This window comes from Acinetobacter faecalis (assembly GCF_034187745.1).
Classification (GTDB): domain Bacteria; phylum Pseudomonadota; class Gammaproteobacteria; order Pseudomonadales; family Moraxellaceae; genus Acinetobacter; species Acinetobacter faecalis.
Window position 1 is genome coordinate 112,949 of the sequence record NZ_JAXHPF010000005.1, and the last position, 13,993, is coordinate 126,941.

The window sequence follows — 13,993 nt, forward strand, 5'->3', positions numbered from 1 at the left end:
AAATTATACCGTAAGGTTCAAGGCTTGAAATGAATTCTGCCAAAGCTGTTCTGCTAACTTTTCTTTATCTACATTTAAAGCTTGTGCCAAACCATCTAGAACATAAGGTAAATTCACAGGCGTATTTCTTGTTTTAGTACCATCAGATGCTTGGCAACATAGCGGTGTCATGTCAGGACAATCTGTTTCTAGTACAAGATTTTCCATGCCAATTGCATGCACAACTTGGTGTATTTTTTTTGCGTTAGGATTGGTAATTTGGCCTGTAACACCTATTTTAAAACCTAATTTAACGAAGGCTTTTGCTTCTTCTACACCACCACTAAATGCATGAGCAATACCACCATTTTTAAAGTGTTGATGCTTCAAAATAGCCAAAACATCAGCATGAGATTTTCGAATATGCAACAAAATAGGTTTATCAAATTGCTGTGCTAAATCGATTTGAGCTGTAAAAAAATCTTTTTGTTTTTGATAAATTTCAGGCACTTTATGTTGCTTTAAAAAAGTATCTAAACCAATTTCCCCTATCGCTACACAATTTTCCATTTTCAATAATTGTGCTAAGGAATCTAAATGCTGAACTTGATGATCTTCAATATAAAAAGGATGTAAGCCTGGCGCAAAATGGCTTTGAGGAGATAATTCTAAGCCATTTAAAAAGTAATGTGTTTTGAGTAAATCATGAAATCTAGATTCTAAAAAACCAATCAAAATTAAATGTTCTACACCACGGCTTTTTGCTGCATATGCTAGTTGCTCCCGATCTTCATCAAAATCAGGCACATCAAAATGCGTATGCGTATCAAAAAGCCGAATGCTCATATTTTATTTCATTTCTTTAGCCGCAACGTCACTCGCTGCATTTGAAACTTTAGCCGATTCAGGTAAATATTTGGCTTGAATAATGCCATTGAGTTGATCGTATGGGATGACTAAGCGTGGCAATCCCACAACATAAGGACCAATTTCATATTCACCATATTGTAAAATTAAGCCTTTTTTACCTAAGTTGAAATTATCAGATAATTTAAACTTCCAAGCTTGCTCATATTCATCAATATTGGTTGCAATTTCAGACTCTACAATCCACGCTTTAAATGCTTCATACGCTTTTGCATCAAGCTGTTTCAGTTTATCTTTCTCAACAATATCACTTAAAGTTACTTGCTTTTGGGTGTCCAAATCGAAATTAAAATACGTTTGAGATGAAGATCCGTGCGCTCCGCCCAAGTAATTACTGCTATTCAGTACAACTGTTACTAAAGAACCATCAGAATTCAAAATTTTAGGCTTAATCATTAAGCTAATACTATGATTTGCACTTAAAGCTTTAATTTCAGCATCTAAATCTAAAAAGGCTTTTGTATAAGGTGCAACTTTTTCCTCAAGCGCCATTTTAGGAGTTTTAACATCTTTTACGCTTAATGCCGAACTTGCTTCAACAGCAGATGCACTATTTTCTTGATGATCTTCATTTGGTGCAAGCGTTACAACTTCTTTTAAAATCTCTAAAATCTTTTGATCAATCACTTGATCAATAAACTTTTGATTACTATTCAAACGCTCAATATCAAGCTCAGGACAGTTTTTATCTTTGCATTCAGGTAAGTTTAAAGACAGCTTTTCTGTATTACCCACAAGCTCAACTTTTTGTTGATCTACTTGAGTTTGTTGAGAATCTTCTTGTTTTTCCGTTTGCTTTGGTTGACACGCACCTAATGAAATTGCGATTGCCAACGTACTCATAACGAATATAGTTTTGTTTTTTAACATTGAGTAAACCTACTTTTGATCTTTCAATTATTTAATGCAATATCAAATAATTATTCATACCTGAAACTAAAACATATTTTCATAGATTACAGGTTTTACAACTTGTTGAGTTTGTGCTTTAGTTAGGTAAATATCAAGTTGTTGTGCATCTTTAACAATTTCATTTGTTCTAAAGTGTAAACCAAGACCTTCATGATCAAAGAACCAATCCGCTTGCCCCCATAACAGCTTTTTAGGCGCTATTTCTTTAACAGATGGAATTTGTTTTTCTAGCCATTCTTGATACGCTTTTTGCACAAAATCATTCATATTGACTTGCTGTTTTGCATCAATAACATCTAATATTTTAAGTGCTTTTTGTTGTTTTCGATCTGCTGCAAAAAAGTAATAACGTTCAGTAGTATTTACACCGTCTTGCTTTGAGTCTAAACCTATTTGCAATAAAAGATACTGATTTCGTTGATACGCCATGCGTGTATACACAGTCAACTCATACGCCGATTTATTCTTTTCTTCTGCCTGCCAAGCATCCGATTTTTTTACATAAGCATTAATAGCTTGCTGCAAATTCATGTTTTGATTTAAACCAATTTGATCTTGAATGACCGTGGCTTGATTCTTTTCAATCCATGAATTCAACCAAGTATCTTGGGTTTGAATGGTTTGAATATCGACATCTATACAGTTTTTATTTTCACAAAATGGTAAGGCAAAATTGGCACTTTGTTGTTTAATATTTAAATATGGCAATATATCTGGATTTGATGAATGCGCAGATTCATTTTGTTCTTGGTCTGTTTTTTCAGACGATGAGTCACATGCACTTAAAGCTAAACTAGTTGCAATAATCGTTACCAATAAAAGCTTTTTATACATCTAAACTTCTCTTCTTTATTTTAAAAATCACGTTACATAATAAAACAGCTTCCATTGGAAGCTGTTCATTTTTCATATCAAAATATTAATGTTCACGTGTGTTACGGAACTGAATATCTGGATATCGCTCTTGCATTAACTGTAAATTTACACGACTTGGTGCAAGATACGTTAAGTGACCACCACCATCTACAGATAATTGGTCATGTGCTTTTTTCTTAAATTCATTAAATTTCTTTTCATCATCACATGAAACCCAACGCACTGTATTAATATTTACAGGCTCGTACACGCAATCTACTTTGTATTCTTCTTTCAAGCGATATGCAACTACTTCAAATTGAAGTACACCCACAGCACCAACAATTAAGTCATTACTGTTTTGTGGCATAAATACTTGCGTTGCACCTTCTTCTGAAAGTTCTTTCAAACCTTTTTGCAATTGTTTAGATTTCAAAGGATCTTTCAAGCGAACACGGCGGAACATTTCAGGTGCAAAGTGAGGAATACCTGTAAATTGTAATTTTTCACCTGAAGTGAATGTATCACCAATTTGAATGGTACCGTGGTTATGCAAACCAATAATATCACCCGGCCAAGCTTCCTCTAAATGCTGACGGTCGCCCGCTAAGAACGTCAGTGCATCACTAATACGCACATCTTTATCTAAGCGAACATGCTTCATTTTCAAGCCTTTTTCATAACGACCTGAACAAATACGCATGAATGCAATACGGTCACGATGCTTTGGATCCATATTCGCTTGAATTTTAAATACAAAACCAGTAAAGCCTTCTTCTGTTGCTTCCACAATACGGTCAGCTGTTGGATGAGCTTTTGGTTCAGGCGCATATAGACTAAATGCATCTAGCACATGATCTACACCAAAGTTACCTAAAGCTGTACCAAATAATACAGGTGTTTGACGACCCGCAAGGAATTCCTCACGATCTAACGGATCATTTGCCATTTGTACAAGTTCTAAAGACTCTTCAAATGCAGCCCAAGCAAGTTCACCTACTTTTTCACGTAAATCTGCATGATCATAACCATCACGTACTTCTATATCTGTAATAACCGAACCAAAGCCAGCTTTATATACATAAAACTTTTCTTCAATTAAGTTATACACGCCCGCAAAATCACGACCTGTACCTAAAGGCCATGTTAATGGAACACATTTAATTTTTAGGACATTTTCAATTTCATCAAGAAGTTCCAATGGCTCACGAATTTCACGGTCCATTTTGTTCACGAATGAAATAATTGGTGTGTCGCGCATGCGACACACTTCCATCAATTTAATAGTACGATCTTCGACACCTTTTGCACCATCAATTACCATTAAAGCCGAATCAACTGCTGTTAATGTACGGTAAGTATCTTCAGAGAAGTCTTCATGCCCTGGTGTATCGAGCAAGTTAATCATTTTATCTTTGAACGGGAACTGCATAACAGACGTAGTAATAGAAATACCACGTTCTTTTTCCATTTCCATCCAATCCGATGTTGCAGCACGATCGGACTTACGGCTTTTCACCATACCTGCAACTTGGATTGCTTGCCCCCATAACAACAGTTTTTCTGTCATTGTTGTTTTACCAGCATCGGGGTGGGAAATAATAGCGAATGTCCGTCGTTGTGCAACTTGTTCCGCTAGTTCTTGTTTAAAGCTCATGAAATACACCTACTGCAGACTCGCAGTGCAAAGATCAGAGAGATCAATATAAAAATTGGCGATATTGTAGCAGAATTCTAAATATTGTTTTCGAGTGATTATTATCAAAAGGAAGTTCAATTTACATTACCTATTGATTAGATCATTTGCTTATTTTAGAGTAATAAAAAAGCAAACCGAAGTTTGCTTTTTTACCTATTTAATTCTTATTTAAATGTATATTTTAAATTAAAGTTTAGCGCATTCTTAATATCGTAACGCCCACCAAATGAACGCTCAACATCTAAACCAGCAGTTAACCTATCTTTAATTTTAACACTACCACCAAATGATACTAAAGTTCGATCATCCTTTTCCGGCTCTGAATAATATGTAGAGATTCGATCTGATAGTCTATTTTCTTGTGTATTAATCAAGTCCTTTTCATAATCTACACCCATATGAATTTGCCTTATCTGTATCTATAAATTTACCGATGTGCAGCCCTGCTCTACTCACGAGTAAATTATAGCTTGGTGTACTCATACTCATTGATATATCTTGTTGATTTACCCAATTAAAATCTTTACCAGACACATTTGCATAAGCTAGCTTTGCCTGAGGTTCAATATAAAAACGATCTGTTGGATGAAAACGATAACCTACTTCTGTTTCCAACTGAATTGAGTGATAGTCTGCTTTGGTTTTATTTACCCCTAAATAATTCAAGCTATAATCGTTTCTATGTTGAACATACTGACCTAGTACATCAATATAGGCCCCCTTATCCGATAGATATGTACCATATAAACCCGCAGCATAAGATTTAGAATTAATTTTATAGTTAGAACTTGTTGTATCGCCTTGAGTCATTATTCCGACTAAGCCAGCAATTAAAGTACCGTTTTTAGCATTCAGTTGCTGATCAAAACCGAGTTGGTATTGGGTGTACTTATCTGTCACCTCCGATAAAAACTCACCTTTACCTGTTTTCACTCGCCCCCAACCACCTAATGAGTGCTCTTGTGACTCTCTTAAATCTCCAAAGCGCTGATCTAAATTACCTAAATTATGAATAAACAAACCATAGTCTGAATTGAGGAAATGATTTGCCATAGACGTTGCTTTTTTATTCTCACTCGCAACAACTTGTGACAATCTCCATTCCTTGTTGTTATTGATAATTTGTTTTTTTAATTCTGGCTTCAACTCACTAAAACCATGTAAAACGGGTACGGCATTAAATACATCATCTTTCGTATCCAATGGCGCCGATACCAATAAAACATCATAATCTTTATGAATATCAATATTCTTATCTCTTAATAAGCTAATATCGAGCTGATTGCCTGAACCCTCTGCTTTATGATTAATTATAATTTTGTCGCTATTAATAGTGTCGGTATTTAACGAAAAATATGTGTTATTTACATTAAACTCATCTACATTTAATATCGAAAAATGAGCAGGTGAATTATTATTTATTTTAAAACTAACACTACTATTAAATGAATTTAATTTGGATATTGATCCATTTATATCTGAATCAACATTCAATGTACTATCATTTAAATCAACACTATCAATCGTATACTTTTTATTCGCATTAATATCATTCATTAGATTTAAAACAGCAGAATTAAGCTGAAATATACCATTTAAGTTACTACGGACTGTTAAGTCAGTTTGATTCATTTTAACTGTTGTATTTTCCAGAATACTTGCTGCATTCCACTGATGAACACCACTCAACATCTCAATTGAACTGTCTGTCGCTTGGACTCCGCCTTCCCAGTTTTGTTTAACCTGGAGTTGACTGTTTTCAAGTGCGATCTGGCCTTGGTATTGTGCGGTCGCATCTGTGCCATCTCCGAGTTGGATGTGGCTGTCTGCTTTGGCTTGGATATCTCCGATCAATTCGCCTTTATCGCTAAGATTCAATTGGCTGGCATTGAGTTTTAATTTGTCTTCAACTGTCAGTTGTGCTGATTGAATATCTAGGCTTGATCCTGTGAGTTGACTGTCTTTATTCCAAACTTGTTGACCTTGCACCAGCTCGATTTGGCTGTCTGTCGCGATAACGCCACCGTTCCAGTAATCATTAACAATAGCTTGACTATTATCTAAGTCCATTATTCCATAATATTGGCTAGACCTTTCACCATTAAGTGATAAACCACCTACAACCTTTTGGATATCTTTTGCAATACCTGCTGCATTTAATGACTCCGTATAATCAACATTATCACCATCATTCGTATCTACAAATGCGTTATCACTTCCAATTTTAATAATACTGTTTTGAGAAGAAATGTTGCCCGTTAATGTCGCATTTCTACCTAGCGTGAAATCAGTATTTATTAAATTTAATTGCTTTAATTTAAAGCTTCTGTCTTCCCAATCTTCTTGTGTTAAATACGTTGCTTTTTTATCACTACCGATAGCATGGCTAATCGCATGCCCTTGGAATACTAGTGCACCATTTTCTTTAGTAAATTGATTGTTTTCTAATTCCAATGAGCCATCTAAAATAAAGTTTTGATCTTCATAAGCTAAAGGTGCTTCATTGAAAAGATCTATATTTCCTTCAATTTTGCCGTGGAAAATATAATTTTTTTTATCAGAATTAAATGTAATATTTGCAGTTTGACTACTTGAGTTGTTCAGGATTGCGCCATAATCTGTGGCTCTAATTCTATTAAATATAAGATCATTACCATTTACATCTAATTCACCACCTCTAAACCCCCACAAAATGTTATCAGCATTCACTTGTTTAGAATCTGCTAATACAACCTTAGAACGTCCACTCACAATACGGACAGAATTAAATGCCTGAACATTACCGTGCTCATCTGCTTGCTGTGCAAGAATAGTTACACTATCACCAGTATTTAGATCACCTTTATTTACACCAGTACCATTAACAATCAAAGTACCTTCACCCAATCGATGAAGTGCATCACCCTCTACACCATCAATTTTCCACTCTACAGATTTATCCTTTTCTACAATAATCCCGGCACCTTGCCAATTTGAGTCATTATTACTTTTAACAATTGCATCTGTTTTAAATGTAATTGAACCAGCACCTTGGTGAATATTGTTTTCCAAAACAATTGTGGATTGAACATCATCCAAATTAGTAATTATTAAGTTTTTTCCATCATTTAAGGCGACTGTTTGGTTTGTATTAGAACTTTTACCTTGTGCAGAGAAGTCAGTATTATTTTGTGAAATTTCAGCCCCACCGTTTGTATCTGTTGAGCGCCAAACTGCTTCTTCAGTTCCTCTAAGTTGTATTTCTGGTGCTGTATCTTCAGAAATTTTTTCCTCAGTAAAATCATAGTCCGGAAACAACCACCAATGTGATTGTTGTTTCCTTGTAATTTTTTCCACAGTTATCAAAGCAGAATAGCCTAATACAATCCATTTTTTTTCAACAGTATCATAAGCAAATAAAGGACTCCCACTATCACCTTCCCAAACATTATTTGTCAATGGATGCTTTTTATTTGCATTTTGTGAATGTGAGTCTTTAGTTTCTGAAAACAAGTGCAAACCATTAGTTTTAATCTCAGTCGGCAACCGAATAGTTCCGCCTGTAATATGATCATAGGATAGCGGAATATTTGAAGGATTTCCGCCTCTATCAACAAGTTGAGTATTATTATCAGCATCTAATATTTTAGATGTCCCCGTACCAACACGATACATTACAGGGTATCTAACAGAATCTAAAAAAACTTCCGATTTTTCTGCACTTACACCGTCTTTAGTTACATTAGTATATTCAACTGGTGCAACTTCAGTTACTATTTTATCCAAGCGCGGTGTATGATAATCAATTGAACCATGATTATTGCGATCAACCAGCGTATATAAAGCATCACTAGCTGAACCAAATCTAACATTTTTATACCCAGTATTATGTTTTACACTTGCGACATAGCCAGGAGCAATTAAGGTAGCAACCTTTTGCTTCACATCCACACTAGAAAAGTCAGGCATCGGTGCTTGATCTAATATACCAATTTGTACTCCATCTTTATTAAAAATAGGAATATTTACTGCACCTGGCTGAAATACCCCCTTATTAGAACCAAAATCTTTAAAAGTTTGATACGGCACATCATCCCTTACTGCACCAGCTTTCAACTGATTTGAGTATATTACACTTCCACCAAATAGACTGGATACCATCATAATTTTGAATATATTAGACAAAGCCTTGGATAAAGTATTTTTTTGATATCTTGACTCTAATATCTTATCAAAGTTAATAATATTTAATTTTCCTTTATAGCTTTCAATATCGATATCAAAAAATTTATTATCGTATGTTGAGTTAGTTACGAATTGCTTATACGGAAATAAAAATTTATTTTTCTCATTACTCATGATTTATCTCATTCAATTACACATAGTGTTGATGCTCTAAAACACTGTCCATATCGACCAATGATTAAAACACCAATTCTTTATGCTTTATTGTTTTTTGTGTTAACTATATCACATATATTTTGTTTTTTTTGCAATACGTATTCTTTTGTTTTTTTAATAATTTATCATTAAACATAATTCATTAAACTGAGATATTTCAGCCACATAGCCTATAAAAGCATTTAATATTTAGTTACTTAATCAGATTTACTTATCGCCACCTCATTCACCTCATATTAATTAATCAATAACGATCGAATCTGAACATCTTTCAACATAATTTCAGACCTATCTCTAACATAATTTATGATCATTTATTAAAGCCATTTGTATATTAGATTCAACAAACCATATTTAATTTAACTTACCTAAATATGATATTAAATCTAATGTTATATTTAATAGATACAATGACTTACAAAAACATAAAAGAATAATTTCAAATAAAAAAGACTAGAATGAATTTATAAATGAAATATTCACTAAGGCACACCAAGCTACCTCTGTCTAAAAAATATTTATAAAATTATGATCAAATCCGTTTAATTATGGATTTCAATAAGGATGGGAATTCTATAACACTCAAAAAAAGATACTGTAAACCATTAAAATTAAAAAATAATTTCTTAGTATTAAAATAACACTGAACTATGCAATTCCGTTTTGGTGCTTTTTTATTTTACATATAGTTATCATTTATCACATGATACCTATCTTAAAACCACTACAAATGACTAGAAAAAACTTCCAACTCATTGATTGACATAGGAACACCAAGTAAAAAGCCTTGTATCTGATGACAGCCGAGACGCTTTAAAACATCTCTTTGAAATTCTGTTTCAACGCCTTCCGCTGTTACAGTTAAACCTAAGTTTGTAGCCAACTTTATTATACTTTCTAAAATAAGTTCATCTTTACTGTTTTGTTCTAAATCTTTAATAAAAGCACGGTCAATTTTCAACTCATCTACAGGTAATTGCTTTAAATACAAGAAACTTGAATGCCCCGTACCAAAATCATCAATTGCTAACTTAATACCCATTTGTCGTAATCGAAGAAAGCTACGTAGACTCGAATCTATATGATGCATGGCTGTAGATTCAGTAATTTCTATCATTAAACGATCATTCTTAATTTCGTAGCGACTAAATAGATTTTCTAAAATTGAAAATAGATGCTTATGCTCAAATTGAATCGCTGATAAATTTACTGCTAATGGAAAAAATTGATTTTGATTTGCATTTTCCCAAATTTGAATTTGCTTACAAGCTTGCTCTAAAGCCCAATACCCCATTTGAATAATTAGGCCTGTTTTCTCTGCACCATGAATAAACATATTCGGCCCTAATAGACCATGTATAGGATGGTTCCAACGAATCAGAGCTTCAACACCACAAATATCTTCGGTGTTTGTAATAAATTTAGGTTGATAGAACAATGTGAATTGCTGTTCCTCTACCGCTTTATATAAATCATTAATTAATTTTGTTTGGCTTTTTGACTCAGACTGAACGTCACTATAACTAAAAATGCTATAAGTATTTCGTCCTTGCTTTTTAGAATGTAACATCGCTGAATCAGCATTCATCATGAGATCTTGTAAGTTATTACCATGCTCAGGAAATATCGCTATGCCAATACTAATCGACATATTAATTTCTTTACCCGCAATTAAAAAACCCTCTTGAACAATTTGATGTGTACGTTCTGCTGTATAAGTCGCATATTCAATAGTCGAGTCTTCAATCACAAGTAAAAATTCATCTCCACCAATTCGCATGAGTTTTTCATTACTTGCGAGTTGTTTATGAATTCTATTTGCAACTTGTATGAGCAACTGATCGCCAATATGATGCCCAAAAACGTCATTTACAGCTTTAAAGCGATCTATATCAATATATAAAAATGCACTTTTCCCTTTGCTCAAACGCTGTTGAGAAAAAAGAAGATTTGCATATTCTGTCAGAAATAATCGGTTAGGTAGTTTTGTTAAATTATCTTGTAAGGCTTGGCTAGCTAAATCTCTATTTACATTTAAGAGCTCTTTATTACGCTCTTCTAGTCTTTGTTCCAATAAAGCAATAATAAAAGAAACTGCCAATACTAAACTGGTCACAAATACAATTAAAAAGAAAATAATACCCTGGCTTTGCTGTGCAACAACTTCAGCACTTGTTGCTGAGTTTAGGTGAAAAGATACCGCTGCCATTCCTGTGTAATGCATTCCGACAATCGTAAATGCCATCATTACAGCCAATAAAAGCTTATACCAAGATTTATTCAACACCGCATTTTTATATTTAAATAAAAGCCAAAACGTAATACCTGAACCAAAAATGGCAATCAGAACAGAAAAAGTAACAATCAATAAATCGTAAAAACTTGAATAGCCATCAATAATTAAACCCATCATTCCCAAGTAATGCATACCGGAAATACCAAGCCCCATAAGTACAGAACCCAACATTAATTTTGGGGTCGTCAGGGTTGCTTGTGAGGTAAGCCAAACAGCGAAAGAAGATGCGATAAATGCGATAAGCAAGGAAACAATGGTTAGCGTGTAATCAAAGTAATAACCGCTTGGTAAATGACATGCAAGCATGCCTATAAAATGCATAAGCCAAATTGCAATACCAAAGAAAAATCCACTTAACAGAATTGAAACTTTTTTATAGCCTAGATTACTTTTAATATTTAGAGGAACTGCACTTTCTACTGATAAAGCGATATAGCAAGCCAAAATAGAAATGACTATTGAGCCTATAACCAAATCGATATCATAGTGAAGTGGAAGCATAGCCCGCCTCTATATTTATCTTATTTTTATTTTGCACTTTATCCAATATACGTACTCATCTATTAAATGTAAAAAACTTTCGTAAATGATTATAAATGCAAAACCCAAACCTAGAATGTTATATAACTCACTGAAGGTCAAGAATTTATCATATATCTTTCTACATTTTTATGTTTATAACTCAAAAATAGCTTAAGAGTAAATATAATGCTCAAAAGAAGACCAGCATCTACTGGTCTTCTTGGTATTTATTTCACAACTGCGTTTTTATTTAGCTGATGATAATCAAATAAAACATTTGCAGCTTCGGTTACAAAAGCCTCCTCTTCTGCTAATGGAGGGCGTTTATTAGCCTTCATTTTCGCTCTAGATTCAGCTAAAGCATCTAAAGAAGCCTGATAACTTTCCCAGTTAGCATGCGGTTTTAACCCTGTTTCCTGACGACGCAAGTTTTCAGCATCCAAGGTCTGTTTCTCAAGTGCCTTTAATTCAGCTTTACGTTGTTCAATATCTAACACGGCAGTTTTCTTGTCATCTGCTTTCTTAGATATTGCGGTACGTTTTTCCAAATATTTAAATTGAGGATCTAACTTCACGCGTTGCTGAGATAATTTTGTTAACTCAGAAATATATGGCTGAACAGAACCTTCACGTTTAAATGGTGCCGTTGGAATAGTATCCCACTCTAAAGCATTTTTAGATTTACGTTCACCAAATGCCTCATTGTAAATATCGACCAATTTAATATCTGGTACAACACCTTTATTTTGCGTACTTCCACCTGTAATTCTATAGAATTTACGCTGAGTTAATGTTGCTTGACCATGTGCTAAATTATCTAACTGAACTTGCGCAGTTCCCTTACCTGTTGTAGTACTGCCAATCACAATACCACGCTCATAATCTTGAATTGCAGCAGAGTAAATTTCACTTGCAGAAGCAGAAGCTAGGTTAATCATGACAGCCAATGGACCTGCATAAGTTTGCGCACCGCCATCGGTATCTTCAAAGACATTTACATTGCCGTTGCCATCACGAATTTGAACGACAGGACCAGACTTAATCACCTGACCAAGCATCCGTGCAACTTCTTCTAATGAACCGCCGGGGTTATTACGCAAGTCAATTAAAATACCATCGACATTTTGAGCTGCTAAAGATTTCAAAGCATTATTGGTATCTTCAGAAACAGAACGATATTCTGTACCTGCTCTACGAGCACGATAATTTAAATAGAAAGATGGAATTTCAATTACGCCATACGTATGTTTTTTACCATCTCGCGTAATTTCAACTGTACGTGAACGCACACCTGAATCTTCTTCTTGAATCACATCACGCACCAACGGAACTGTACGCGCTTGATTCATAGATGCGCCTGCACCAAGTAACTGAATTGTTACTTTTGTGCCACGTTTACCACGAATTAAACCTACAATTTCATTGCTTGGCCAACCAATTACATCCACCATTTTCTCGCCATCTTGGGCAACCCCAATAATGCGATCTCCTGATTTAATTTGTCCCGATTTACTTGCAGGACCACCTTCTACAATGGTTTCAATTTTGGTGTAATCTTCATTGCCACGCTCAGGTCGAATAGAAACCCCAATCCCTTCTAATTGCAATGTCGTTTGACGATTCAACTCCATCGCATCTACAGGTGGGAAGTAGTTACTATGCGGATCGTAAGTTAAAGTCATCGCATTTAATGTTTTATCTAAAACATCATCACTCTTTACACGGCTCATGCGTTCAAGCTGACGCGTATAACGTTTCGTCAACGTTTGAACAGGTGTTAAATCTTCAGGGCCTGTTAAGTCTTGACCATTTGCAAGCTCAGGATTTTCTTTTAAAGCTTTTTGTTTCGCCTGCTCTTCTTCTTTACTAATCGTTAAATTAATAAGCTGCGAAACTAGCATTTTATTCCAATGTGCTTTTTGTTCCGCTTCTGTTTTAAAGAATGGCGCTTTTTCTCGATCAGTTTCAATAACCACATTCGGTTGATTCAAGTTCTGCGGCTTTTTCAACTCTGCCAACATATATTCATAGAACTGCTTTAAACGATTACGATATTGTTCATGAATAATATATGGCCCAGACAAGTCACCTGCTTTTAATGCAGCACCCAAAGTCGCACCGTAGCTTTTTTGATATTTTTCAATTTCTGGTGCTAAAAATAATGAATGATCTGGATCTAAGCTATCTAAATAAAAATCTAGAATACGCTTAGATGTATTTGCATCTAAACGTTGATTTAAATAATGTTGTCGATCTACCAAAGTTGCCAATTGACGAGAAACTAAAGCCTGTTCTTGAGTCGGAACGATTTTTTTAGTTGTAGCCGCCGTTTCAGTTGCAGCAACAGCCTCATTAATGACATGGCTAAAGAAAAAGCCACCCGTTGCTATTGCAACTGCACATGCGATTGTTTGAAGTTTCAT

At 34.5% G+C, this 13,993-nt stretch carries 8 protein-coding genes; all 8 read right to left on the reverse strand.

Annotated features, from left to right (window positions below; translation table 11 throughout):
- Window positions 1–3 precede the first annotated feature (3 nt).
- Window positions 4–825: a TatD family hydrolase gene (locus SKM54_RS07105; RefSeq protein ID WP_321087678.1), complete on the reverse strand. Its 822-nt coding sequence runs from the start codon at window positions 823–825 to the stop codon at window positions 4–6.
- 3 nt (window positions 826–828) lie between these two features.
- Window positions 829–1,776 (reverse strand): RsiV family protein, encoded by a 948-nt coding sequence (locus SKM54_RS07110; protein ID WP_321094958.1) that lies wholly within the window; start codon window positions 1,774–1,776, stop codon window positions 829–831.
- A gap of 66 nt (window positions 1,777–1,842) precedes the next feature.
- Window positions 1,843–2,652, reverse strand: coding sequence for a hypothetical protein (locus tag SKM54_RS07115; protein WP_321094961.1), 810 nt, complete (start codon window positions 2,650–2,652; stop codon window positions 1,843–1,845).
- Between the two features lie 85 nt (window positions 2,653–2,737).
- On the reverse strand, window positions 2,738–4,330 hold the full coding sequence (locus SKM54_RS07120) for a peptide chain release factor 3 (protein ID WP_154771746.1): 1,593 nt from the start codon (window positions 4,328–4,330) through the stop codon (window positions 2,738–2,740).
- Between the two features lie 206 nt (window positions 4,331–4,536).
- A complete protein-coding gene (locus tag SKM54_RS07125) occupies window positions 4,537–4,770 on the reverse strand; it encodes an autotransporter outer membrane beta-barrel domain-containing protein (protein ID WP_321094963.1) in 234 nt (77 codons plus the stop codon).
- Window positions 4,754–8,710: a S6 family peptidase gene (locus SKM54_RS07130; RefSeq protein WP_321094965.1), complete on the reverse strand. Its 3,957-nt coding sequence runs from the start codon at window positions 8,708–8,710 to the stop codon at window positions 4,754–4,756. Before SKM54_RS07130 ends, SKM54_RS07125 begins: the two co-directional genes overlap by 17 nt.
- Before the next feature lie 766 nt (window positions 8,711–9,476).
- A complete protein-coding gene (locus SKM54_RS07135; RefSeq protein ID WP_321094967.1) occupies window positions 9,477–11,549 on the reverse strand; it encodes a bifunctional diguanylate cyclase/phosphodiesterase in 2,073 nt (690 codons plus the stop codon).
- A gap of 248 nt (window positions 11,550–11,797) precedes the next feature.
- A complete protein-coding gene (locus SKM54_RS07140; protein ID WP_321094969.1) occupies window positions 11,798–13,993 on the reverse strand; it encodes a carboxy terminal-processing peptidase in 2,196 nt (731 codons plus the stop codon).